Origin of the sequence: Streptomyces marincola (genome assembly GCF_020410765.1) — a bacterium.
Classification (GTDB): domain Bacteria; phylum Actinomycetota; class Actinomycetes; order Streptomycetales; family Streptomycetaceae; genus Streptomyces; species Streptomyces marincola.
The window spans coordinates 1,699,989-1,723,581 of sequence record NZ_CP084541.1 but is presented as its reverse complement, the minus strand read 5'-3'; the positions used below and the strand labels follow the sequence as shown (position 1 = coordinate 1,723,581).

Sequence of the window (23,593 nt, the reverse complement as noted above, 5' to 3'; positions counted from 1 at the left end):
GAACGCCGGGCCGCGGGCTCCGCGTCCCGGCCGTGCCGGGCCGTCCCGCGGTTCGTCCCGATGCGGGCCCGGCGCGTCAGCGGCGGTTGACGGCCAGGTCCAGGGCGCGCGCGAGTCGCGCGGGCCCCGGCAGGGGCGGCGCCTGTCCGGTACCGGGCAGCAGGCCGTCCGGGGCGCTGTCGCGCAGCGGGTGGGGGACGTAGGCGCAGGCGCCGGGTCCCACCCGGCACGGGTCGGGCGAGAGGTAACGGCCGGTCCTGGCGTCGTAGTAGCGGTGCACGTGGTAGTGCAGGCCGGTCTCGACGTCGAACAGCTGTCCGGGGAAGCCGAGTCGGCAGTCCGCCGCACCGGCCGGCGTTCCGGAGGCGGGGGCGCCCCAGAAGGAGGCCCGGCGCTGCCAGGCGACGGACCCGTCCGTGCCGATGAGTTCGGTGGGGGTGCCCACGGAGTCCGTCACGATCGCGTGCCAGCGGGCGGCGCCGCCCGGTACCCGCGTGGTCTGGGCGAGCGGCCGGTGGCCGTCCGCCGCCCAGTGCCAGGCGACGGCCGTGCCGTCCGGGGCCACCTCCTCGGCCGGCCGCAGGCCCTCCCAGGCCAGCGTTGTCTCACTCACCACCGAGCCGTAGTCGTCGAGCAGTTGTTTGGCGACGCGGCGACCAAGGGGGTCGTACACGTAATGCCAGTGCTGTCCGTCCGAGGTGACCACGTCCGTCAGGCGGTCGAGGGCGTCCCAACTGAAGCCGAGCCGTCCCGACTTCACCACGCGCCCCTGCCCGTCGCACTGGTAGCCGGGCGCCGCGCCGGCGAATCCGCCCTCCGCCTCCCAGCGGTACTCCTCGGTGCCGCCCGGGCCCCGGACGGACACCACACGGCCCGCGGGGTCCACGGCGATGTCGAGGACGCCCGCGACGGAGTCCTCCACGCGCACCGGTGTGCCGTCCTCGCGGCGGTGCAGGACCCGGCGCTGCCCGGAGGGCAGGACGATGACCGCGGGGCGGCCCGCCGCGTCGGGTTCGAAGCGGAGCACCGGCCCGCCGGGCAGGTACCGCGCGACCTCGCGTCCCTCCGCGTCGCGGATGGAGGCGAGGTGCCCGTCTCCCGCGCGCAGCGCGGCCGGGCGGCCCGCCTGGTCGTACGCCCACCCGGTGACCGCGCCGGAGGGGGTGAGCCGCCCCGTCCGCCTGCCGTGCGCGTCCCGGGTGAACCGCACGGTCCGGCCGTCGCGGGTCTCGCTCAGGACCGCGCCCGTGGCGTCGTACTCCCAGCTCACGCGCGTCTCGGCGTTCTCGGCGGCGACGAGCCGCCCGGCCTTGTCGTAGTGGTAGCGCGCGACATCGCTCTCGGTGCGCTGCTCCGTCAGGCGTCCGCACGCGTCGAAGCGGTTGGAGACGCGCTGGCCCGCGCCGTTCGTCCAGCCGACGCACTGGCCGGCCGCGTCGTACCGGTACCTGACGGAGCGCCCGGAGGAGTCGGAGGCCGAGGTCAGGCGTCCGGCGGGGTCGTACTCCCAGGTCCAGCGGTTGCCCTCGTCGTCGGACAGCTCCGTCAGGCGGCCCTCGGAGTCGTGGACGCGGTGTGTGCCGTCGCCGTGCCCCGCCGCCTCCTCGCCCTCCGCCGCCTCGCGTCCGGCCGCGTGCCCGGCGCCGCCGGGGGCGCCGTCCGCCGGCCCCGCGGGGTGCGGTGGCCAGGACTCGGGCGCCTGCGGGTCGGCCGGTTCCGCCGGAAACGGGTCGGCCGAGCCGTCGGGCAGGATGACGGCGGTGAGGCCGCCGTGCGCGTTCCTCTCCCAGCGGGTGGTCCGGCCCAGCGGATCGGTCTCGGCGACGAGCAGGCCGTGCGGCCCCCATGCGCGGCGTGTGGTGTGCCCGAGCGGGTCGGTCTCGGCGACGAGCCGCCCCTCGCCGTCGAACGCGAACACGGTCGTGTGGCCGAGCGAGTCGGTCAGCGTGGTCCTGCGCGGTTCGTCCTCGTACGTGAGCACGGCGGGCGCCGCGTCCTCGGTCCCGGCCCGCGTGACCCGGCCGGCCTCGTCGTAGGCGTACTGGAACCACGGTCCCGTGCCGGGCGCGCGCCCGGTGAGGCGCCGGCGCGCGTCCCACCGGAGCCGTTCGACGGGTCCCGTGCCGCTGTCCACGGAGGTCAGGTTGCCCGCCGGGTCGTAGTGGAAGCGGCGCAGCAGCGGGCCGTCCGGGGCGCTCAGCAGCCGCAGTTCCGCGACGCGGCCCTCGCGCACCGTGATCCCCACGCGGTGCCCGCCGCTCGCGACCTCGGCCGGCAGGCCGCCGTCGTACGTCACGCGCAGGACGTTGCCCCGGCGGTCCGCCAGCTCGACCAGGGGCAGTTCCGCGCCCGGGGTGCCGGGCACGGGGTGGAAGCGCAGTGTGTGCCCCGACTCGGGCCGCCGCACGGTCATCGCCCCGCCCGCGTTGCCGTCCCAGGCCAGCGGCCAGCGCGGGCCCGTGGCCGGCAGCACGGTCCCGCCCGGCGTGGGCACCGGGTAGTCGAGCACCCGTCCGTCCTCGGCGATCAGCCGTACGCCGTCGCGGCGCAGGATCAGGCACTGGTCGAGCGTGGACCCCCACACGCGGCCGAAGCGCCGTCCCGACCTGGTGCCGGGCCGCAGGTGCCGGACGAGCCGCAGCGGCGGCGTTCCGGGTATGTGCACGTCGGTGGCCGACAACAGCACGCCGCCCGTGGCCGGATCGAGGCCGCGCGCTACGGCCGGGCCGCCCGGCGCGGGCGGCGCGTGCCGACGTGGTGCCTCTCGGTGCTCGGCGGCCGGGCCGGCCATGCGCCCCCCATGTCTGGTTGTCGTCCGTTGCCGGCCACTGACGGTAGTTGGGGAGCGGATGCCGTTCAACTGCGGGTGCCGTTCGACCGGTGCGGAGCGCGGCGCGGCCGGGGGCCGGGCCGCCCGGCGCCGAGTGATCAGGACCAGGCGGGCCCGAGAGCGAGACGGGCGGTCACGGCGTCCTCGTGCCGGGTCACGGTCGTGCACAGGGCGGACAGGAGGCGTTGCGAGGCGGCGTTCTCCGGGGTCGTTCTGGCCACCATGTGGGCGGCGCCCCCGGCCCGGGCCAGACCGGCCAGCTGCCGGAACACCGCGCTGCCCACACCCTCGCCCCGCACCTGCCGCCGCAGCCACAGCCCCGCCTCGACCGTCAGCGGCTGCTCCGGCACGGGAGCCAGCCGGGCGGCGCCCACGACACGGGGGCCGCCCGCCGTGCCGGCGAGCAGCACGGCATAGGTGGACTCGACCGGGCATGCCGACAGGGAACGGGTCCGGTGGAACCGCAGGAACGCCGCGCGCCGCTCCCGTGTCCAGCCGGCAGGGCCCGCGACGGCGGGCATCACCTCGCGGGGGTCCGCGTCCTCGACGGCGGCATCGAGCAGCCGGGACAGCAGGTGTTCGTCGAGGGGCCGCAGGTCCACGTCGGCACGGAAGCGGCGCGTCACGAGGAGGGCGTCGCCTGTCGTCGTGAGGGCGAAGCCGGCGGCGCGCAGCAGCCGTTCCACCTCGGCCATGTGCTCCGCGCCGGCCCGGGCGGGCAGGACGGCCACGTCGCCCGTCCGCGGGGCGAGGCGTACGGCGGCGCTGGGATGCCCGCTGCGGTCGAGGCAGTCGCGCACCTGTCCTGCCAGGCGTCGCGCCCGGTCCCGCGGGGCGCGGTCCGGCCGCGGCCCTCCGCCTTCGGTTCCGCCGCTCGGGCCCACCCGCTCAGCCTAGCCACCTCGGGCCCGGACGGGTACACCATGTGTCATGGACGCGATGACGTCAGGATCGCAGAGTGGTCTCGGCGGGGTCGGGGACCCGCTGGGTGGGCACATACCAGGTATGCGCGACGTGACCCTTCCCCGGTGGGGCGGCGTGCGGTGAACGGGGAGCCGCTGCCGCCGCTGGAACGGCTCGGGCCGTACCAGCTCATGGGCATCCACTGCGCCCTGTGCGGCAGCTACCTCGGTGCCCGGGCGCGCGAGTTGGGCACGGTGCGGCACCCGAGATTCGGCTACCCGTACCGGCTGTGGGCGTGTGCGCCGCGCTGCCCGACGAGCGGGTTGAGCCCGGTCCGGCCATCCTGGGGGTTGGGTCGGAGGTGATGCCGGTGGCCGGCGAGACGCGGAACCATCGCAGTGATATCGGGCGACGCGTCGCGTCGCGCCGTGAACAGCTGGGTCTCAGCCGGCAGGACGTGGCGGACCGGGCCGGGGTGGCGCCCCAGTACCTGCGCTACCTGGAGGAGCGGCCCGCCTCGCCGAGCCAGGCGTCGCTGACGCGGGTGGCCAGGGCGCTGGAGACGACCGTCGGCGAGCTGACCGGGTCAGAGCCGGCGCCCGCGGGCGGGCACGCGGCGCCGCGCGGCCGGCTGGTCGAGCTGGACACGGACGAGTGCTACCGGCTGGTGGCCGAGCACACCATCGGCCGGATCGCCGTCGACACCGGGAGCGGCCCGGCGATCGTGCCGGTGACGTACTGCCTGCGGGACAGCGCCATCGTGTTCCCGGTGAGCGCGGACGAGCCGGACGGGGTCCTGGTGCGGGAGGCGCGCGAGACCGCGTTCGAGGTCGACCATCTCGACGAGCCGCGGGGCGTCGGCTGGAGCGTTCTGGTGGTCGGCACGACACGGCGCGTCACGGATCCGGCCGAGGTCGCCGAACTGAACCGGTTGGCGGCCGGGTGGCCCGACGGCGAGGGCCGGGTCGGCCCGGCGGACTCGGGGCGCGCGCCCGGGCCGGGAACGGCACGGGAGAGCGAACAGCGACCGGATCCCGGTCAGGAGTGGGTGCGGCTGCGACCGGAGCGGGTCACCGGCCGGCGCGTCCACCTCGACTAGAACGTGTCCCGGATGGCGGGTGAGTCCTGGGCGGACAGTTCCTCCGCCAGTTCCATGCAGCGCAGGCGGGCCGGGGAGAAGTCGTAGGGCATCGTGCCGGTGGCTTCGCACACGCTCATGGCGTCGGCCTTCCGCCTGCCGGAGCCGAGGTCGGCCTCGCCCTCGCCGTCATCGGCGGTGGCAGGGTGCGCGGTGTCCCAGGCGTCGAAGAGGGCATCGTCGGCCTCACCCAGGCCGGATTCCTCGATGACGGCGTGCAGGGCGCTTTCGAAGGCGTGCCGCTCGGCGGCCACGTGAGCCACCCGTGGATCATCGACGGCGACACCGTCATCGAGTGCCTCCTCGGCGTCGTCGACGCGGTCGGACTCCTTTCGCAGAGCGGGGTGCGTGGCCAGGGCGAGAAAGCGGGTGGCCTGGACGGCCGCGCCGAGCGGGCCGAAGATCCGCTCAGTGACCAGCAGGCTGTCCAGGTCCGCCTGACGCAGGGAGCCCTCGGGCAGCTTCTTGAGGCGTTCGGTGACGATGTCGGAGAGCAGGCCCATCCGGCTGCCTTCGGCGCGCATCCGCCGCACGGCGGTCCGTTGCCGCCGCACTTCCGCCTCCTGCTCGGCGAGGGTTTCCTCCAGCCGCTCCAGGATGCCCGCGATGCCTTCTCCGCTGTCCGGGCCGGCGGAAGCCGCGCCGGTGGCGAAGGCGTCGCGGATGTCGTTCAGGGCGATCCCGGCGTCGGCCATCCTGCGGATCCACAGCAAGCGGATCATGTCCTCGTACCCGTAGCGGCGGCGGCCGTCGCCGCCCCGCTCGGGCTCGGGGAGCAGGCCGATCTCGTGGTAGTGGCGAATCGCCCGTGGCGTGCTGCCGACGAAGGCCGCCGCGTCACCGATCGTGACCCGACGGGGCGGCGTGAAGGACGGAGGCATGAGCAGGGACCTTTCCTGAAGGCATCGGGAGGCGAGTCCACCGGACCACATGCCGCCGCGGCATGTGCAACCCCTGCGCGCCGCGCCCATGAAAGGGAACGCGCCCGTCCTCCGCCGTGACCGCGGGACGCTGCTCCCGCGGCACCCGCACGACGGCGGTTCCGGCCGCGCCGGGCCATGCGTCAGTCGCGGGTGGCGAGCCGTTCCAGCAGGGCGGCGCTTCGCGCCAGCAGCGCGCGTTCCTCGTCCGTGAGTTCGGCCTCGATGGCCTGCGCGAGCCAGCCGGCCCTGCGGCTGCGCTCCGTTTCCAGAGCGGCCCGGCCCGCGTCCGACAGCTCGACCAGCGACTTGCGGCCGTCCGTGGGGTGGGCGCGGCGCGTGATCAGGTCCTGTTCCATGAGCAGCCCCACCACCCGGGCCATCGACTGGGGGCGCACGCGCTGATCGGCGGCGAGGTCGCTGGTGGTCATGGCGCCGTTGCGGTCGAGTGCGCCGAGCACGGCGACCTGGCCGAGCGGGATGCGGTCCTCGTGTTTGACGCGTCGGGTGAGCTTGCCCATCGCGGTGCGCAGTTCAGCGGCGATGGCGGCGGCTTCCGGGGTGGGCATAGGGCACTTTACCCCGGTGCCCGGCGCGGCCGTGCGGCGGAACTCCACAGCAATTCTGAACAGCTGAACTGTGCAGTGTTGCTGTAGGGTTTGCGTGTCGGGCCCAGCGCCAGCGCGGTCGCAGCCGGGGCACGGCACACGACGACGGAGGGGAACAACCATGTCCGCAACGGCAGTCGGAACCATCGACGCCACCATCGACACCGTCACCGCCCGCCGGATCATCGACAGCCGGGGCAACCCCACGGTCGAGGTCGACGTGGTCCTCACGGACGGCTCCCTGGGGCGGGCGGCCGTCCCCTCCGGCGCCTCCACCGGCGCCCGGGAGGCCGTGGAGCTGCGCGACGGGGACGCCGCGCGCTGGCACGGCAAGGGCGTCGACGGCGCGGTGGCCCACGTCAACGGGGAGATCGCGGCGTCCGTACGCGGCCGGGACGCGGCGGACCAGGCGGGTCTCGACGCGGCGCTGATCGCCCTCGACGGCACCGCCGCGAAGTCAAGGCTCGGCGCCAACGCGGTCCTCGGCGTCTCCCTCGCCGCCGCCAAGGCCGCCGCGGCGGCCCACCGCAGCCCCCTCTACCGCTACCTCGGCGGCGCCGACGCCCATCTCCTGCCGCTGCCGATGATGAACATCGTCAACGGCGGTGCCCACGCCGACAATCCGCTGGACTTCCAGGAGTTCATGATCGCGCCCGTGGGGGCGGCCACGTTCGCCGAAGCCGTCCGCATGGGCAGCGAGGTCTTCCACACGCTGCGCCGCGACCTGCGGGCCGCAGGGCACTCCACGGGCGTCGGCGACGAGGGCGGCTTCGCGCCCGCGCTGCGCACCGCCGAGGAGGCGCTGGACTTCGTGCTGGCCGCCATCGAGCGCACCGGCTACCGCCCCGGGCCTGACATCGCCCTGCTCATGGACCCCGCGTCGTCGGAGTTCTTCCGTGACGGCGTCTACGACTACGCGGGCGAGGGAGTGCGCCGCACCCCTGCCGAGCACGCCGACTACCTGGCCGGGCTCGTCGACGCCTACCCGGTCGTCTCCATCGAGGACCCGATGGCGGAGAACGACCTGGACGGGTGGCGCGAGCTGACCGCCCGCGTCGGCGACCGCTGCCAGCTCACGGGCGACGACGTGTTCTGCACCGACGAGGCGCTGCTGCGCGAGGGCATCCGCACCGGCGTCGGCAACTCGGTCCTGGTCAAGGTCAACCAGGTCGGGACCCTGACCGAGGCGCTCGCCGCGGTGGCCGCGGCCCATGAGGCGGGCTGGACGGCTGTCATGTCCCACCGCTCGGGCGAGACGGAGGACACCACCATCGCGGACCTCGCGGTGGCGACCGGCTGCGGTCAGATCAAGACCGGCTCGCTCTCCCGCTCCGACCGCACGGCGAAGTACAACCAGCTGATCCGGATCGAGGAGGAGCTGGGGGACTCGGCGCGCTTCGCGGGCCGTTCCGCGCTGCGCCGGGCGTGACCGGCGGGTCGGGGCGGGTTCGGGGGCGCCCCGGCCCGCCCCGACCGGCCGTTCGCGCGCCGGGAGGACGGGTCTCCCCGGGCCGTTCACCCCGCGTGCGGCCCGCTGCCGTCCCCGGCCGGCCGCGCAGGCGCGCCGGGGCCCGGGTGCTCCGCGGTGTGCTCCAGTATCGCGGTGGCCAGCGGGGCGACCACCTGGGGCGGCAGGGCGTGCCCCATGCCCGGGATCTCCCGCACGCGGGCCCCGCGGATCACCTGCCCCATGTGCTGCGGGTGGGGCGGCGGCCACACCGGATCGGCCGGTGCCGAGAGCACCAGGGTGGGCACGGCGGTGCTCGCGAGCCGCTCGGTGCGCAGCATGCCGGAGCTGTCGGCGCGGGCGTGCGCGTCGTTCGGCTGGTGGTGACCGGTGTGCGCGATGATCCGGCGCTCCATGGCCCGTATCTCCTCCGCGGCGAAGGGGATGGCGTCGCCGCCGATGGTCTGCCAGTGCTCGACGCGCCGTTCGAGTTCGGCCTCGACGCCCAGGTCCTCGACGGGCCTGCTCCACATCTCCAGGATGTGCGGGGCGGGTCCTGGCAGTTCGTGCGGCGGGGTGCGGGTGCCGTCCGGGTGGGTGTAGGGGGTGTCGCTGAGCGCGCCGGTGCCCAGCAGGGTCGCGCTCAGCAGCCGGTCCGGGTGGTCGGCGATGAGCAGTTGGGCCAGCATGCCGCCCAGGGAAAGCCCCACGACGTGCGCCCGGGCGACGCCGAGGGCGTCGAGGACGGTGACCGCGTCCTCGGCGAGCGCGGTGAGCGGGTACGGGTGGGTGTCGAAGGCGTGGGTCGAACGGCCGGTGTCGCGGTGGTCGTAGCGGATCACGCGGTGCCGGGTGGCGAGGCGGTCCACCAGTGCGTCGGGCCAGGCGAGGCCGGACGCCTGCGCGCCCATGATCAGCAGCACGGGGGAGGCGTCGGCCGGGCCGTGCTCCTGGGCCCACAGGCGGATTCCGGGGGCCGCGTCGACGACGTGTTCCACGGCGGGTTCCTTTCGGTCGGACGGCGCGGTCGGGAGATCCGGCCGAGGAAGAAGACGATACGTTGCGTCTCGTTGATCGGCAAGGCGGGGCCGGTCCGCGCCGCGGATTGCGGGCCGGGCCCGTCCGGGGTCCCATGGAGTGATGACGACCGTCCCGGAACTGCGGACCTGCCGCGCGGTGGTGTTCGACACCGACGGGGTCATCACCGACTCGGCCCGGGTGCACGCCGCCGCCTGGGAGGAGGCGTTCGGCACCGTGCCGGGGCTCGGCCCGCCGTTCACGCGCGAGGACTACCGGCGGTACGTCGACGGCAAGTCGCGACTCGACGGCGCGGCGGCGTTCCTCGACGCCCGGGGCGCGGGACTCCCGGCCGGCGGCCCGGAGGACGGCCCCGGCACGGGGAGCGTGCACGCTGTCGCGGCGCGCAAGGAGCAGGCGTTCGTCCGCCTGCTGGGCGAACGCGGCGCCGAGGTCTTCCCCGGCACCGTCCGGCTGCTCGCGGCCCTCACCCGCGCGCGGGTGCGCTGCGCCGCCGTGTCGGCCTCGCGGCACGCCCGCGACCTGCTGCGCAACGCCGGCGTCCTGCCCTCGCTGCGCGCGGTCGTGGACGGCAACGACGCGGCCCGGCTCGGCCTGCCGGGGAAGCCGGACCCGGCGCTGTTCCTCGAAGCGGCGCGGCGGCTCGGCGTGCCGGCCGCTGCCGCCGCGGTCGTGGAGGACGCGCCGGCCGGGGTCGAGGCGGGCAGGCGGGGCGGGTTCGCCCTGGTGGTCGGGGTGGACCGGTCCGCGCACGGCGAGGGAGCGGCCGACCTGCGGCGCGGCGGCGCCGACCTCGTGGTCCTGGATCCGGGGGACCTGCTCGACGGGGACCCGCCCGGCGGAGGGGGCGAGACCCGGTGACGGAACCGGCCTCCCGGGAGACCACGGAGTGGACCTGGGCGTACGAGGGATACGACCCGCGCGCCGAGCGGTTGCGCGAGGCGCTGTGCACGCTGGGCAACGGCTACTTCGCGACCCGCGGCGCCGCGCCCGAGTCGGTCGCGGGCCCGGCGCACTACCCCGGCACCTACGCGGCCGGCCTCTACAACCGGCTGACGACGACGCTGGACGGCCGGGAGCTGGAGCACGAGGACGTGGTGAACCTGCCGAACTGGCTGGCGTTCCGCTTCCGGCCGCACCCGGACGAGGGGCCGGACGGCGAGTGGTTCACCCCTGACCCCGTGCACGACCCCGGCGCCGAGCCCGGCCCCGGCCGCGAACCCGGCGGGCACGGGCACGGCCGCGCGCGCCTGCTGCGCTACCGGCAGGTGCTCGACCTGCGGCACGGCACCCTCGGCAGATCGGTCAGGTACCGCGACCGGCACGGGCGGCACCTGGGCGTCGAGCAGTGCCGTCTGGTCCACATGGCGGACCCGCACCTGGCGGCGCTGCGCACGACGTTCACCGCCGAGGACTGGTCGGGCACCATCGAGGTCGAGTCGGCGATCGACGGCATGGCGGCGGCCAACACGGGCGTCGAGCGGTACCGCGACCTCGCCTCGCACCACCTGACGGACATGGGGACGGGCAGCGAGGACCCGGACCTGGTGTGGCTGCGCTGCCGCACGCGCGCCTCCGACATCCGCGTGGTCATGGCGGCCAGGACGCGCGCGGACGCGGAGCCCGACCGGCTGACGCCGCCGACGCGGCTGACGGACTACCGCGCCGAGCAGCGGCTGCGGCTGCCGATCCGCCCCGGCCGCCCGGTGACGGTGGAGAAGACGATCGCGCTGCACACCTCGCGCGACACCGCGATCAGCAGCCCGCTCGGGGCGGCCGTCGACCGGCTGCGGCGGGCCCCGGACTTCGACGGGCTGCTCGGCACGCACGGCGCGGCGTGGGAACGGCTGTGGCGCCGGGCCGACCTCGACGTGCCGGGCGAGTCGGGCCACATCCTGCGCCTGCACCTCTTCCACCTGCTCCAGACCCTGTCGCCCGGGCACACCGCGCGGCTCGACGCGGGGGTGCCGGCGCGCGGCCTGCACGGCGAGGCGTACCGGGGGCACGTGTTCTGGGACGAGCTGTTCGTGCTGCCCTACCTGAACCTGCACTTCCCCGAACTGTCCCGCGCGCTCATGACCTACCGGTACCGGCGGCTGCCCGCCGCGCTCAGGGCGGCGCGGGCGGCGGGCCGGGAGGGCGCGATGTTCCCCTGGCAGAGCGGCAGCGACGGCCGGGAGGAGACGCCCGAGACGCACTTGAACCCGCGTTCCGGCCGCTGGCTGCCGGACAACTCGCGGCTCCAGCACCACGTCGGCTCGGCCGTGGCCTACAACGTGTGGCGGTACGGGCAGGCGACGGGCGACACCGGGTTCACGCACGCCGAGGGCGCGGAACTGCTGCTCCAGATCGCGCGGTTCTGGGCCTCGCGCGCCGAGTTCGACCCCGCGTACGAGCGGTACCGCATCAGGGGCGTGGTCGGGCCCGACGAGTACCACGAGGCGTACCCGGACGCGTCCGAGCCCGGGCTCGACGACAACGCCTACACGAACGTGACGGCCGCCTGGGTGCTGGCGCGCGCCCTCGACCTGGCCCGCGCCCTGCCCGCCGCGCGGCGCCGCGAGCTGGCGGAACGCATCGGGCTGCGCCCGGAGGAGCCGGAGCTGTGGGAGGACGTCTCGCGGCGGCTGAGGGTGCCGTTCCACGAGGGCGTGGTCAGCCAGTTCGACGGCTACGGGGAACTGCGCGAGCTGGACTGGGAGGGCTACCGGGCGCGGTACGGCGACATCAGGCGTCTCGACCGCGTGCTGGAGGCCGAGGGGGACACGGTCAACCGCTACCGGGCGTCCAAGCAGGCGGACGTGCTGATGCTCGGCTACCTGTTCTCGCCCGGCGAGCTGGCCGAGGTGTTCGCGCGGCTCGGCTACGCCATGGACGACGCGCTGTGGCGGCGCACGGTCGACTACTACCTGGCGCGCACCAGCCACGGCTCGACGCTCAGCGGCGTCGTGCACGCGTGGGTGCTGTCCCGGGTGCGGCACGGCGAGGCGTGGAGGCACCTGAAGGAGGCGCTGGCGAGCGACGTGGCCGACCTCCAGGGCGGGACGACCGCCGAGGGCATCCATCTGGGCGCGATGGCGGGCACGCTCGACCTGGTGCAACGGGGCCTCGCCGGGCTCCAGACGCGCGAGGGCGCGCTGTGGCTCGACCCGGCGCCGGTGCCCGAGCTGTCGGAGTTCGGGTTCACGGTGCGGCACCGAGGCACCGCGGTGCGGGTGCGGATGAAGCCGGGCCAGCTGTGCGTCGGCGTGCCGCGCTCGGAGGAGGGCCCGGTGCGCGTCGTCCTGGCCGACGACACCGTGGACATCGCGCCGGGGGAGGAGCGGCTGCTCGCGCTGCCGAGGGAGCCGGGCCGCCCGGCTCCGGGAACGGCGCCGCCCGGCGGGCTCTGACGCGGTCGCGGCCCGGCGGCCGTTGCGGCGCCTGCGCGTCACCCGGCCGTTCCCGCGCTTCGCGCGTCACCCGGCCGTTCCGCGCTCGCCCGAGCCGGTGCCTCCGGCCGGCCCGGCCGCGCGGTGCTCCGGCAGCCAGGCGCGGTAGCGGCGCAGGGCCCGTGCCCTGCGGACCCGCTCGCCCAGGAGCGCGAGCAGCGCGGGCGTGCGGGTGACCCCGGTCCTGCCCGCGGCGAGTCTGGTGAACTGCCGCCGGGCGAGCGCTTCCCCGGCCGCCGCGGCCAGGGACTTGTCGCGGATCCGCACGCGCGGGAGCGGGGCCGCGCCCTCGCGGCCGGCGAGCCACTGCCGCGGCAGCCCCGGGGCCATCGCGAACGCGGTGGCCGCGCCCGCCACCGCGACGCCGCTGCCGACGACCCGTTCCGCGACGGTGCGGCGCCGGATCCCGCCGGTGACCATGAGAGGCATCGGCGCGGCGGAGGCGACGCGCTCGGCGAACTCCAGGAAGTACGCCTCCCTGGCGAGCGTGCGGCCGTCGGCCGGGGCTCCCGAGGTGGCGAGGCTCTCGATGCTGCCGCCGGACAGCTCGACGAGGTCGACGGCGCGGGTGCCGAGCATCCCGACCACCTCGCGGGCGTCGTCGACATCGAACCCGCCGCGCTGGAAGTCGGCCGAGTTGAGCTTGACCGCGACCGCGAAACCCGGCGACACCGCCGCCCGCACCGCGTCGACCACGGCCAGCAGGAACCGCGCCCGGTTCTCCAGGGAGCCGCCCCAGCGGTCGGTGCGGCGGTTGCTCAGCGGCGAGAGGAACTGGGAGACCAGGTAGCCGTGGGCGGCGTGGATCTCCACACCGTCGAAGCCCGCCGCCTCCGCCCGCGCCGCCGTCGTGGCGAACCGGGCGACGGTCTCGGAGATCCGTGCCTCGCTCATCGGCGCGGGGGGCCGGAACACGCGGGAGAACGCCCCCGCGTCGATCGGGACGCCGGAGGCCGACCAGGTGGGCGTGCCCAGGTCCTTCTGGACCACGCGGCCCGGGTGGTTGATCTGCATCCACGCCCGGCCGCCGCCCGAGGTGGCCGCCGCCGCCCAGTGCCGGAACGGTTCGAGCGGCGTCGCCGCTTCGAGCACGACGTCCGCGGGCTGGGCGAGCGCGCGGGAGTCGACCATGACGTGCCCGGTGATCAGCAGGCCCGCGCCGCCCCGCGCCCAGCGCCGGTACAGGGCGACGAGCCGGTCCCCAGGGAGCTGACCCGCGACCGCCAGGTTCTCCTCCATGGCGGCCTTGGCGATGCGGTTCGGCAGGACGGAACCGCTGCCGAGCACCAGGGGGTCGGACAGAGCTGCCATGCGGTGCTTCCCCTCCCATTTTGCTTCGAGGCTCGAAGTAGTTGCACCGTAACAGCTTCGAGTCTCGAAGCGAATGGAGGCCTGTCCTCGTGGCAGATGAGGCGGGACCGGAACGCGCGCGGGCGCGCTCTCACGCGCCGCCCGGCGCGGCCCCGGGCGTGCGGCGGGAGCGCGAGCAGGCGGTTCGCGGCGGGGGAACGGCGGCCCGGCCGGAGCAGGGACGACGGGCCGGGACGAGGGGAGCGGGACGGCTACGCGGTTTCGCGGTCGGTGCCGTTCCCGGACCCGTGGTCGATGTCGTAGGGCACGACGGCCACCGGCGCCCACGCGTGGTGCAGCACCGCGTGCACCACGGGACCGATCCGGGTGCCGAGCAGGCGGTGGTGCGGGCGGCGGCCGACGACGACGAGCCCGGCGTGCGGCAGGGCCGCGGACAGCAGCACCTCGGCCGCGTTGCCGAAGCGCAGGTGCTCGGTCACCGGCACCTCGGGATGGCGCCGCCGCCAGGGCGCGAGCACGCCGGAGAGCACGTCGGCCTCGGCGCCCTCCAGGTCCTTCGCGGCGCCCGCGTTCGCCTCCAGGCTGTCCGGCACGTCGGCGCCGAACAGCGAGGGCGTGCCCCACGCGCGAACGGCGCGCACCGCGGCGCCGCGCGCCGCGGCGGTGGTGAACGCGAAGTCGAGCAGCGGCAGCGCGGCGGGGCCCGCGTCCTTGATCGCGACGACGATCTCCCCGGCGTCCCCGGCGTCCCCGGCGTCCCCGCCGCTCTCCGGGCCTCGCGTCCCGTCCGCCGGAGGCTCGCCGTCGGGCCCGGACCGGCCGTCCCGGTCCCGCCCCGAGCGGACCAGGACCACGGGGCACGTGGCGTGCGCGATGACCGGCAGGCCGACCGAGCCGAGCAGGAAGCCGAGCACGGGCCCGTGCCCGCGCGAGCCGAGCACCAGCATCTCCGCGCGCCCCGACTCCTCGGCAAGACCCGTCGTGGCCACCTCGGGCAGGAGCCCGGCGCTCAGCGGCACGTCCGGGTGCGCCTCCGCGATGGTGGCGCGGGTCCGGTCGAGCAGCCCCCGGGCCACCTCCTCGTCCGGATCGGGCGGCACGAGGAGCGGTTCGTTGATCCAGGCGTGCACCAGGCGCAGCGGCAGCCCGCGCCGCTCCGCCTCCCGGGCCGCCCAGTGGGCGGCCGCCAGGCTCTGCGGCGAGCCGTCCACGCCGACGGTGAGGGGACGGGCCATGGCGTTCCTCCGCTTCGTCCGGCGCGCCGGTGCGCGCGCCGGTCCCACCACTGTCGCGCCTTCGCGCGGCCCCGGCGAGGCGGAGGGGCCCACCGGGGTCGGGTCCGCGCGGCGCGCGCCGCCCTGACCCGGCCGCCCGGCTACGCGCGGCGCGTCGCGAACACCGGCACCGACCGGTCCGGCGCCGGGTCGTCGAGGCAGGTGCCCGTCACCAGGTCGAACCGCTGCTTCAGCAGCGGGGAAGCGACGAACGGGCTGCCGCCGTTGCCCGTCGAGCCGACCAGGCCGCGCGAGAGGACGTAGGCGCCGGTGAACGGGTCGCGGTTGCCGATCGCGTACGTCCGCCCGTGCCGGTCGAGGAACACCGCGGCCTGCTCGCCGTCCGGCAGCAGCACGGCGACCCCGCGCCCCGGCGTGAGGTCGGCCGGCCCGCAGACCGCCACCCACCGCCCGTCCGCCACTTCCAGCTCCACGTTCACGGCGCGTTGCTCCCTTCGAGGGTGCGAACCGGGAGGACCGGCCCGGCGAGGATGGTCAGATCCGGCTTCACCTGGTCGCGTTCAGGCACGAAGCGGACACTCGGGTCGGGCGCGTCGGGCGCGTTGACGAAGGACACGAACCGGCGCAGCTTCTCCGGGTCCTTCAGCGTCTCGGCCCACTCGTCGCGGTAGTGCGCGACGTGCGCGGCCATCAGCGCCTCAAGCTCGTCGCAGATGCCGAGGGAGTCGTGCACGACCACGTCCTTGACGTGTGCGAGACCGCCCTCGATCCGCTCCAGCCAGACCGAGGTGCGCTCCAGGCGGTCGGCCGTGCGGATGTAGAACATCAGGAACCGGTCGATCAGCCGCACCAGCTCCGCGTCGGACAGGTCCTGCGCGAGCAGGTCGGCGTGCCGCGGGGTGGCGCCGCCGTTGCCGCCCACGTACAGGTTCCAGCCGTTCGCGGTCGCGATCACGCCGAAGTCCTTGCCCATGGCCTCGGCGCACTCGCGCGCGCAGCCGGACACGGCCGACTTCAGCTTGTGCGGCGACCTCAGCCCGCGGTAGCGCAGCTCCAGGTCGATCGCCATCCGCACGCTGTCCTGCACGCCGTAGCGGCACCACGTCGAACCCACGCACGACTTCACGGTGCGCAGCGCCTTGCCGTAGGCGTGGCCCGACTCGAAACCGGCGTCGACCAGGCGGGCCCAGATCATCGGCAGCTGGTCGACGCGCGCGCCGAACAGGTCGATGCGCTGCCCGCCGGTGATCTTGGTGTAGAGCCCGAAGTCGCGGGCGACCTCGCCGATCACGATCAGCTTCTCCGGCGTGATCTCGCCGCCGGGCACGCGGGGCACGACCGAGTAGGAGCCGTTGCGCTGGAGGTTGGCGAGGAAGTGGTCGTTGGTGTCCTGGAGCGCGGCCTGCTCACCGTCGAGGACGTACCCGTCGGCGCCGATCGCGGGGGCGAGCGAGGCGATGATGGAGGCGACGGTCGGCTTGCACGTCTCGCAGCCGTCGCCGCCGCGCGCCTCGGGCCGCCCGTGGTCGTCGAGCAGCTGCCGGTAGCTGGTGACGCGCAGCGCGAGGACGATCTCGTACAGCTCCTGCCGGGTGTGCGAGAAGCAGCCGCACAGCCCGGTGTCCACCTCGACGCCGCCCGCCGCCAGTTCGTCGGCCACCAGCTGACCCAGGACCTTCAGGCAGCTCCCGCAGCCGGTGCCCGCCTTCGTGCAGCGCTTGACCTCGGGCACGGTGGCGCAGCCCTGGTCGGTGACGGCCGACCTGATGGCGCCCTTGGTGACGTTGTGGCAGTTGCAGACGACCGCCTCGTCGGGCAGCGCGGCCGGGCCGATGGCGGTGGGCGGTGCCAGGCCGGCGGGCAGCACGAGCTGCTCGGGCGCGGCCGGCGGCACGCTGCCGGTCAGCGGGCGCAGCAGGCCGTAGGCGTCGGCGTCCCCCACCAGGACGCCGCCGAGCAGCCTGCCGTCCTGCGCGACCACCAGCTTCTTGTACACGCCGGAGCGCGAGTCCGAGTAGACGACGTCGAGACAGCCCGCGGCACGGCCGTGCGCGTCACCGAACGACGCCACGTCCACGCCGAGCAGCTTGAGCTTGGTCGAGGTGTCGGCGCCGAGGAACGGCGCGCCCGCCGTCTCGCCGCGCCGCGCGCACGCGATGGCGTCCGCCGCGGTGGTGGCCATCTCGTAGCCGGGCGCCACCAGGCCGTACACCATGCCGTCCGCCGCGCGGGCGCACTCGCCGATCGCGTAGACGGCCGGGTCCGAGGTGCGGCAGCGTTCGTCGACGACGACGCCGCCGCGTTCGCCCGTCTCAAGACCGGCGTCGCGCGCGAGCTGGTCCCGGGGCCGCACTCCCGCCGAGAAGACCACGAGGTCGGTGGGGACCGTGGAGCCGTCGGAGAGGACCATGCCGGTGACCGCGCCGCCGGCGTCGGTGGTGATCTCCCGCCCGCCGACGCCGGTGTGCACGGTGAGGCCCAGGTCCTCGACCGTGCGGCGCAGCGCGGCGCCGCCGCCCTCGTCGACCTGGAGCGCCATCAGCCGCTCGTTGAACTCCACGACGTGCGTGTCGAGTCCGAGCCCGCGCAGCGCGCCGGCCGCTTCGAGGCCGAGGAGCCCGCCGCCGACGACGACGCCGGTGCGCGCGGTGCGCGCGTAGTCCTCGATGGCCAGCACGTCCTCGATGGTCCGGTACACGAAGCAGCCGGCGGCGTCCTTGCCGGGGACCGGCGGGACGAACGGGTAGGAGCCGGTGGCCAGGACCAGCGTGTCGTAGCGGAACGTCAGCCCGGAGCGCGCCGTGACCACGCGTGCGGCGCGGTCGATGGACACGGCCGGGTCGCCCACGCGCAGCTCGATGCCGTGCCGCTCGGTGAACCCCTCCGGCAGCATGGACAGTTCCTCGGGCTTGGTCCCGGAGAAGTAGGAGGTCAGGTGGACCCTGTCGTAGGCGGGCCTGGGCTCCTCGCACAGCACCACGACGCGGGCGTGCTCGGTGACCCCGCGCTCGGCGAGTTCTTCGAGGAAGCGCTGGCCGACCATGCCGTGGCCGATCAGCACGATCGTCCCCGTGCCGGTGGACGCTCCGGTGGGCTCTCCGGTGGTCATGGCGTCAGTACCCTCCGTCGTGGGTGAGCAGGTGGAGCAGCGGCGTGGCGGGCAGGGCCTCGTCGCCCTCCCAGGCGCGGGCGAGCGTGCCGACGCTGCCCAGGTCGCCGACCAGGATTCCGCCGCGCAGCCGGTCGCCCCGGACGACGATCTTGCGGTAGGCGCCGCGCGTGGCGTCGGCCAGCTGGACGACGTCGTCGCCCGGGTGCGGGGTGGTCTGCCCGAACGCGGCGACGTCCAGCGGTCCGGCCCCCGCGGGCCGAGGGGCGCCTGGCAGGGCGTGCGCCGGGAGCGCGTACTGGGGGAGCGTCAGCCGGATCAGCGCGCGGGTACCGGCGTAGCCGGCGCCCTCCTCGCCCGACAGCACCCGGGCCAGCGCGTCGGCCTGGTCCTGGGCGGCTCCGGCGAGGCCGTAGAGCACGCCGTCGTGCTCCGCGCAGTCCCCGAGGGCGTGCACGTCCGGGTCCTGGGGGGTGCGCAGCGCGTCGTCGACGACGACACCGCCGCGCGCCCCCAGCGCCAGGCCCGCCTCCCGCGCCAGCCCGGTGCGCGGGCGCACGCCGCAGGCGAGCACCACGACGTCCGCGTCGAGCCGGTACCCGTCGGCCAGGTCGACCCCCGTGACCCGGCCGCCCCGGCCTGAGGTCCGCACCCCGCGCACGCGGCACTCGGTGTGCACCTCGACGCCGAGTTCGACCAGGTGGGCCCGCAGCAGGGCCGCGGCCCCGGCGTCGAGCTGCCGTTCCATCAGGTGCTCGCCCTGCTGGGCGAGCACGACCCGCGCGCCCCGCGCGGCCAGGGCGCGCGCGGCCGATACGCCGAGCAGCCCGCCGCCGATCACCACCGCGGGGGTGCCCTCGCGCACCGCGCGGCCCAGCGCCAGGCAGTCCTCCAGGGTGCGGAACGCGTGCACGCCCGCCGCCGCCCCGCCGGGGCCGAACAGGCCGTGCAGCGGCGGGAGCACCGGGTTCGAGCCGGTGGCGAGCACGAGCGTGTCGTACCGTTCCTCGGTGCCGTCCTCGCACACGACCCGGTGCGCGGACCGGTCGATCCGCGCCACCCGCGCCCCGGCCCGCCAGGCCACGCCTGGCGCGGGCCGCGGCAGCGCGATCACCTCGGGCGCGTACCGGCCGGCCAGGACCTCGGCGAGCAGCACGCGGTTGTACGGCGCGTGCGGTTCCTCGCCCAGCACCGTCACGGCGGCCTCCGGCACGCCGCCGAGCTGCTGCGCGAGCCGCGCGGCGGCCATGCCGCCGCCCACGACCACCACACGCCTCGTCGTCCTCATGCCCCGAGCGTGCGGCGAGGCTGTTACCCGTCGGCATCACGACCGTTTCCCGCAGGCAACGCTGCCCTCAGCGCGCCGCCGGGCGTGCTGTGAGCCCGCGCGGCCGTGACCGTGCGGGCCCGTACGGACCTCCCCGCGCTTCTGTGCGCCCCCGTCCGGCGGGCCGCGCCACTCGCGCGCGCCCGGCCGCCCCCGCACGATTCCGTTCGCCCCCGTCCCCGCCCCACCGGGCACCACCGGGCCCGCCCGGCACGCGAGGATGGCCGGCATGACCGAGGTACGCACCGCCCACACCGCCGACCTGGACGCCGCGACGCTCGCCGCGGCGCGCGGCCTCCTCGACGAGGCGTTCGCAGGGGACTTCGCCGACCACGACTGGGACCACGGCCTCGGGGGCGTGCACGCCCTGGTGTGGTCGCGGGGCGAACTGGTCGGCCACGCCTCGGTCGTCCAGCGCCGCCTGCTGTACGGGGGGCGCGCCCTGCGCGCCGGCTACGTGGAGGGCGTCGGGGTCAGACCCGGCCACCGGGGCCGCGGGCACGGCCGGTCGCTCATGGCCGCGGTGGAACGCGTGATCCGCGGCGCCTACGAGCTGGGCGCCCTGTCCACCTCCGAGGAGGCCCGCGGCCTGTACGCCGCCCGCGGCTGGCTGCCCTGGCTGGGGCCGACGTTCGCGCTGACCCCCATGGGCATAGCCCGCACGGAGGAGGACGACGGCGGCGTGTACGTGCTCCCGGTGGGGGCGGCCCTCGACCGCACCGCCGAGCTGGTCTGCGACTGGCGCGACGGCGACGTGTGGTGACGTGCGGTCAGGCAGGGGGCACCGGGTGCGCCGCCCCCGCGGGAGGTCAGCCGGCCCAGGCCCCGGCCGCCGCCGCCCGCCGCGCGAAGTCGGAGAAGTCGCGCGGCGGGCGGCCGAGCACGGCGGCGACGTCCCCCGACACGGCCGCGTTGCGGCCGTCGAGCACGTCGGTGAACAGCCCGGCCAGCAGCCGCGCGATCTCGGGCGGCTGCCCCTGCGCGGTCAGGTCGTCCGCGTACTGGTCCCGGCCGACGGCGCGGAAGGCGACCGTCCGGCCCGCGGCCTCGCCGATCTCGGCCGCCGCCTCCTCCAGGGTCAGGGCGCGGCCCGTGGTCAGCTCGTAGGTGCGGCCCGCGTGCCCGGCGCCGGTCAGCGCGGCCACGGCCACGTCCGCGATGTCCTCGGCGTCGATGAACGGCTCGACCACGCCGGGGGCCGCCGGCAGCGTGAACTCCCCGGCGCGCACCGGGTCGAGCAGGAAGTCCTCGCTGAAGTTCTGGCAGAACCAGCTGCCGCGCAGGATCGTCCACTCCGTTCCGCTCTCCCGCACCGCGGCCTCGGCCTCCGCCGCGCTGTCCATGCCCCGACCGGACAGCAGCACGAGCCGCCGCACCCCGCGTGCGGCGGCCAGCCCCGCGAACGCCCGCAGCGTTCCGGCCGCCTCCGGCGCGCTGATGTCGGGCCAGTAGCTCAGGTAGGCGGCCTCCACGCCGGCCAGGGCCGGTTCCCAGGTCGCGCGCTCGTGCCAGTCGAAGGGCGGTGTGCCGCCGCGCGAGGCCACCCGCGCGCCGGGCAGGCGGGTGGCGACGCGGCGGCCGGTCTTGCCGGTGCCGCCGGTGATCAGGATGGTTCCGGTGTGCGTCATGGCCCCCACGATGTCCCGGGCCGGCCGGTGCGGGACATCGTTGTGCGGCTCACCCGCATGCGCGACAGGCTACGGCGCCGCGGGCGGCCCCGGCCCCGCGGGGCGCCGCGGCTACGCTCTGCGGCATGGACGCGCTGACCAGTCTCCTCGACGGGCCGAGGGCGCGCGGGGCGTTCCTGCTGCGGGCGGTCCTCGCCCCGCCGTGGGCCGTGCGGGTGAGGGACGAGGCGCCGCTGACGCTGCTCGCGCCGACGCGCGGCACCGCGTGGATCGACGCCGGGGAGCGGGGGCCGGTGCGCCTGGCGGTCGGCGACGTCGCCGTGGTGCGCGGCCCCGAGCCCTACGTCGTGGCGGACGACCCGGCCACCGAGCCGGGGGCGGACGTCCTGCCAGGCGGGTGCAGCGTCGCGCCGGACGGAACGGACCTGTGCGACGCGCTCGACGCCGGCGTCCGCACCTGGGGCCTCGGCGCGGGGGAGGGCAGGACCGACGCCACGTCGCTGCTCATCGGTTCCTACCAGCTGCCCCGCGAGGTCGGCTCCCGGCTGCTGCGGGCCCTGCCGCGCGTGCTCGTGCTGCGGGACGGCGAACTCGACGCGCCGCTGCTGCCGTTGCTCGGCGCCGAGGTCGGGCGTGACCTGCCGGGTCAGGACCTCGTGCTCGACCGGCTGCTCGACTTGCTGCTGGTCTCGGTGCTGCGCGCCTGGTTCGCCCGGTCCGGGGCGGCCAAGGGCTGGTACCGGGCGCACGGCGACCCCGTGGTCGGCCCGGTGCTGCGGCTGCTCCACGAGCACCCCGCGCACCCGTGGACCGTGCCCGCGCTCGCCGCGCGCGCCGGGGTGTCGCGGGCCGCGCTGGCCCGGCGCTTCGCCGCGCTGGTCGGCGAGCCCCCGATGGCCTACCTGACCGCCCGCAGGCTCGACCTGGCCGCCGAGCTGCTGGGCGAGCCGGACCTCACGGTGGACGCGGTGGCGCGCCGGGTCGGCTACGGCAGCGGGTTCGCGCTGAGCACGGCGTTCAAGCGGGAACGGGGCGTCAGCCCCGCCGCGTACCGCGCGGAGCGGGCGGGCGGGCGGCGCAGGGAAGCGGCTCGCTCCCCGGGCGCGCAGGCCGGTAGACGGTGAGACTGCCCGGGCGCTTCTCCAGCAGCAGCGCCTCCGGCGCCGGGTGCGCCTCGCCGTCGACGGCCAGGCTGCCGCCGGGGCCGAGCTTCGACAGGTGCAGGTAGCGCAGCCGCGAGGCCGCGTACACGCGGGAGCGCGGCAGCGTCCCGGTGAGCGCGGCGAGCACGATCCGGGTGCGCGCCAGCGGCTTGTCGGCGAACACCATGCGCACGTCGAGCAGCCCGTCGTCCAGGTGGGTGCGGTGCGCGGGCGCGAACCCCTCGGGCGAGTACAGGCCGTTGCCCGCGAACAGCAGCCACAGGCGGTGCGGCTGCCCGTTCAGCTCGATCTCCACGGGCCGGCCGGTCCGCAGCACCCTGGCCAGCGAAACGGCCGCCGCGGGCCACTTCCCGATGCGGTTCTCCAGCGATTCGCGCATGCGGACCAGGTCGGGGTACAGGCCGATGCTGAAGGTGTTCATGAAGGGCCGCGTGGGGCCCTCCGCGCCGTCCACCGGGCGGACACGGGCGAGATCGACGCTGATCGCGTTCCCCTCCGCGACCGCCTCGCCCGTGTCGGCGAACGTGCGGATGCCCGTGTCGAGCGCGAAGTGGTTGAGCGTGCCGCCGGGGAAGACCGCCAGCGGCAGGCCGTGCGCGGCGGCCCGCGCGGCTGCCGCGTTGACGCTGCCGTCGCCGCCGCACACGCCGAGCGCGCCGCCGAGCCCGGCCGCGCGCTCGGCGGCCTCGTCGAGCAGCGCGTCCAGGTCGTCCTCGCCCGAGCGCTGCACGATCTCCGCCTTCGGCAGCACCGCGCGCAGCCGCTCCGCGTCGGTGTCGGCCGCGCCCGGGCCCGCGCCCTCGTTGATCACCACGACCAGGCCCTCGCCCTCGGGCAGCGCGGGCGCCTCGGCGCCGTGGTGCACGAGCCTGGCCGGTGACGGGCGCCTGGGCCACCAGCGCACGGTGGCCAGCGCCGCGCCCGCGCCGATGAGGCACCCGGCGACGACATCCGACGGGTAGTGCACGCCCACGTAGACGCGCGAGCCGGCGACGGCCGCGGCCACGGGGGCGACGGCGGCGCCCAGCGCGCCCGACTCCAGGGCGACGCCGGTGGCGAACGCCGCCGCGGACGCCGAGTGCCCCGAGGGGAACGACGGGGTCAGCGGCTGCCGCGCGAGCCTGCGGGCCAGGGGGACCGAGTCGATCAGGGGCCGCCGGCGCCGCGTGGCGTACTTGATGATCGTGTTCGTCGTGACGGAGGCCAGGGCGAGCGCGGCCACGCCCCGGAACGCCGCCCGCCGCGCCGGCCGGCCGCCGGCGGCCAGGACGGCGGCCGTGCCGAGCCACAGCCGCCCGTGGTTCGCCGCGTGGCTCAGGCGCGGCAGCACGGACTGGACGGCGGGCGGGTGGGCCGCTGCGACCCGCTCGAAGATGTGCCGGTCCAGACGGCCGAACCGTCCCATGACCTCCGCCCCCTTCGCCCAACCGCGCGCGGCCGGTCCGCGCGCGCCCCTGCCGCCTACCCCGGAAGGACGGCGGGACTCCCGGGCGTTCGCCCCGGCG

Annotated in this window: 18 protein-coding genes; 6 read left to right on the top strand and 12 right to left on the bottom strand. The window is 76.1% G+C overall.

Going from position 1 to position 23,593, the window contains the following annotated elements; genetic code table 11:
- Window positions 1-76: 76 nt before the first annotated feature.
- Window positions 77-2,791 carry an RHS repeat-associated core domain-containing protein gene (locus tag LC193_RS07350; protein WP_226072709.1) on the bottom strand — a complete coding sequence of 905 codons (2,715 nt, stop codon included), beginning with the start codon at window positions 2,789-2,791 and terminating at the stop codon, window positions 77-79.
- Window positions 2,792-2,928: 137 nt separating this feature from the next.
- On the bottom strand, window positions 2,929-3,630 hold the full coding sequence (locus LC193_RS07345) for a GNAT family N-acetyltransferase (RefSeq protein ID WP_226072708.1): 702 nt from the start codon (window positions 3,628-3,630) through the stop codon (window positions 2,929-2,931).
- Between the two features lie 467 nt (window positions 3,631-4,097).
- Here LC193_RS07345 and LC193_RS07340 point away from each other — a divergent pair, with 467 nt between their 5' ends.
- Window positions 4,098-4,832, top strand: coding sequence for a helix-turn-helix domain-containing protein (locus LC193_RS07340; protein ID WP_226072706.1), 735 nt, complete (start codon window positions 4,098-4,100; stop codon window positions 4,830-4,832).
- On the opposite strand, the gene LC193_RS07335 is transcribed toward LC193_RS07340, so the two are convergent.
- Both LC193_RS07335 and LC193_RS07330 read right to left on the bottom strand, forming a co-directional pair.
- The gene (locus tag LC193_RS07335) at window positions 4,829-5,752 is read right to left on the bottom strand and encodes a MerR family transcriptional regulator (protein WP_226072704.1); all 924 of its coding nucleotides are present in this window, start codon (window positions 5,750-5,752) and stop codon (window positions 4,829-4,831) included. The two genes, LC193_RS07340 and LC193_RS07335, sit on opposite strands and share 4 nt — an antisense overlap.
- Window positions 5,753-5,934: 182 nt before the next feature.
- A complete protein-coding gene (locus LC193_RS07330) occupies window positions 5,935-6,360 on the bottom strand; it encodes a MarR family winged helix-turn-helix transcriptional regulator (protein ID WP_086160751.1) in 426 nt (141 codons plus the stop codon).
- 160 nt (window positions 6,361-6,520) lie between these two features.
- On the opposite strand from LC193_RS07330, the gene eno reads away from it, so the two are divergent.
- A complete protein-coding gene (gene eno / locus LC193_RS07325) occupies window positions 6,521-7,828 on the top strand; it encodes a phosphopyruvate hydratase (protein ID WP_226072702.1) in 1,308 nt (435 codons plus the stop codon).
- Between the two features lie 86 nt (window positions 7,829-7,914).
- Here eno and LC193_RS07320 read toward each other — a convergent pair whose 3' ends face one another.
- Entirely contained in the window at window positions 7,915-8,844 is a 930-nt protein-coding gene (locus tag LC193_RS07320; protein WP_226072700.1) for an alpha/beta fold hydrolase, read from the bottom strand.
- Window positions 8,845-8,986: 142 nt separating this feature from the next.
- Here LC193_RS07320 and LC193_RS07315 point away from each other — a divergent pair, with 142 nt between their 5' ends.
- Entirely contained in the window at window positions 8,987-9,745 is a 759-nt protein-coding gene (locus LC193_RS07315) for an HAD family hydrolase (protein ID WP_226072698.1), read from the top strand.
- Complete coding sequence (locus LC193_RS07310) at window positions 9,742-12,276, top strand: glycoside hydrolase family 65 protein (protein ID WP_226072697.1); 2,535 nt, start codon at window positions 9,742-9,744, stop codon at window positions 12,274-12,276. Before LC193_RS07315 ends, LC193_RS07310 begins: the two co-directional genes overlap by 4 nt.
- A 66-nt stretch (window positions 12,277-12,342) precedes the next feature.
- Here LC193_RS07310 and LC193_RS07305 read toward each other — a convergent pair whose 3' ends face one another.
- From LC193_RS07305 to LC193_RS07285, 5 genes are all read right to left on the bottom strand, one after another.
- A complete protein-coding gene (locus LC193_RS07305; RefSeq protein WP_226072694.1) occupies window positions 12,343-13,626 on the bottom strand; it encodes an oxidoreductase in 1,284 nt (427 codons plus the stop codon).
- 251 nt (window positions 13,627-13,877) lie between these two features.
- Window positions 13,878-14,861, bottom strand: coding sequence for a universal stress protein (locus LC193_RS07300; protein ID WP_226072692.1), 984 nt, complete (start codon window positions 14,859-14,861; stop codon window positions 13,878-13,880).
- Between the two features lie 140 nt (window positions 14,862-15,001).
- Window positions 15,002-15,340: a nitrite reductase (NAD(P)H) small subunit gene (locus tag LC193_RS07295; RefSeq protein WP_404819366.1), complete on the bottom strand. Its 339-nt coding sequence runs from the start codon at window positions 15,338-15,340 to the stop codon at window positions 15,002-15,004.
- On the bottom strand, window positions 15,337-17,970 hold the full coding sequence (gene nirB / locus LC193_RS07290; RefSeq protein ID WP_226072690.1) for a nitrite reductase large subunit NirB: 2,634 nt from the start codon (window positions 17,968-17,970) through the stop codon (window positions 15,337-15,339). Before nirB ends, LC193_RS07295 begins: the two co-directional genes overlap by 4 nt.
- Window positions 17,971-17,974: 4 nt before the next feature.
- The gene (locus LC193_RS07285; protein ID WP_226072688.1) at window positions 17,975-19,258 is read right to left on the bottom strand and encodes an NAD(P)/FAD-dependent oxidoreductase; all 1,284 of its coding nucleotides are present in this window, start codon (window positions 19,256-19,258) and stop codon (window positions 17,975-17,977) included.
- Between the two features lie 259 nt (window positions 19,259-19,517).
- On the opposite strand from LC193_RS07285, the gene LC193_RS07280 reads away from it, so the two are divergent.
- A complete protein-coding gene (locus LC193_RS07280; protein ID WP_404819365.1) occupies window positions 19,518-20,060 on the top strand; it encodes a GNAT family N-acetyltransferase in 543 nt (180 codons plus the stop codon).
- Between the two features lie 46 nt (window positions 20,061-20,106).
- Here the strand turns inward: LC193_RS07280 and LC193_RS07275 are convergent, their stop codons facing one another.
- Window positions 20,107-20,925, bottom strand: a complete 819-nt coding sequence (locus LC193_RS07275; RefSeq protein ID WP_226072685.1) for an NmrA family NAD(P)-binding protein — start codon at window positions 20,923-20,925, stop codon at window positions 20,107-20,109.
- Window positions 20,926-21,050: 125 nt separating this feature from the next.
- On the opposite strand from LC193_RS07275, the gene LC193_RS07270 reads away from it, so the two are divergent.
- A complete protein-coding gene (locus LC193_RS07270; protein ID WP_226072684.1) occupies window positions 21,051-22,049 on the top strand; it encodes an AraC family transcriptional regulator in 999 nt (332 codons plus the stop codon).
- On the opposite strand, the gene LC193_RS07265 is transcribed toward LC193_RS07270, so the two are convergent.
- Window positions 21,961-23,493, bottom strand: coding sequence for a bifunctional phosphatase PAP2/diacylglycerol kinase family protein (locus LC193_RS07265; RefSeq protein ID WP_226072683.1), 1,533 nt, complete (start codon window positions 23,491-23,493; stop codon window positions 21,961-21,963). The two genes, LC193_RS07270 and LC193_RS07265, sit on opposite strands and share 89 nt — an antisense overlap.
- Between the last annotated feature and the right edge of the window lie 100 nt (window positions 23,494-23,593).

Bases quoted from the DNA above. Each gene is read 5' to 3' on its own strand.
- nirB (WP_226072690.1), bottom strand. From the start codon at position 17,970: ATGACCACCGGAGAGCCCACCGGAGCGTCCACCGGCACGGGGACGATC.
- eno (WP_226072702.1), top strand. From the start codon at position 6,521: ATGTCCGCAACGGCAGTCGGAACCATCGACGCCACCATCGACACCGTC.
- LC193_RS07280 (WP_404819365.1), top strand. From the start codon at position 19,518: ATGGCCGGCATGACCGAGGTACGCACCGCCCACACCGCCGACCTGGAC.
- LC193_RS07330 (WP_086160751.1), bottom strand. From the start codon at position 6,360: ATGCCCACCCCGGAAGCCGCCGCCATCGCCGCTGAACTGCGCACCGCG.
- LC193_RS07275 (WP_226072685.1), bottom strand. From the start codon at position 20,925: ATGACGCACACCGGAACCATCCTGATCACCGGCGGCACCGGCAAGACC.
- LC193_RS07285 (WP_226072688.1), bottom strand. From the start codon at position 19,258: ATGAGGACGACGAGGCGTGTGGTGGTCGTGGGCGGCGGCATGGCCGCC.
- LC193_RS07265 (WP_226072683.1), bottom strand. From the start codon at position 23,493: ATGGGACGGTTCGGCCGTCTGGACCGGCACATCTTCGAGCGGGTCGCA.
- LC193_RS07340 (WP_226072706.1), top strand. From the start codon at position 4,098: ATGCCGGTGGCCGGCGAGACGCGGAACCATCGCAGTGATATCGGGCGA.
- LC193_RS07300 (WP_226072692.1), bottom strand. From the start codon at position 14,861: ATGGCCCGTCCCCTCACCGTCGGCGTGGACGGCTCGCCGCAGAGCCTG.
- LC193_RS07335 (WP_226072704.1), bottom strand. From the start codon at position 5,752: ATGCCTCCGTCCTTCACGCCGCCCCGTCGGGTCACGATCGGTGACGCG.
- LC193_RS07270 (WP_226072684.1), top strand. From the start codon at position 21,051: ATGGACGCGCTGACCAGTCTCCTCGACGGGCCGAGGGCGCGCGGGGCG.
- LC193_RS07315 (WP_226072698.1), top strand. From the start codon at position 8,987: ATGACGACCGTCCCGGAACTGCGGACCTGCCGCGCGGTGGTGTTCGAC.
- LC193_RS07305 (WP_226072694.1), bottom strand. From the start codon at position 13,626: ATGGCAGCTCTGTCCGACCCCCTGGTGCTCGGCAGCGGTTCCGTCCTG.
- LC193_RS07350 (WP_226072709.1), bottom strand. From the start codon at position 2,791: ATGGCCGGCCCGGCCGCCGAGCACCGAGAGGCACCACGTCGGCACGCG.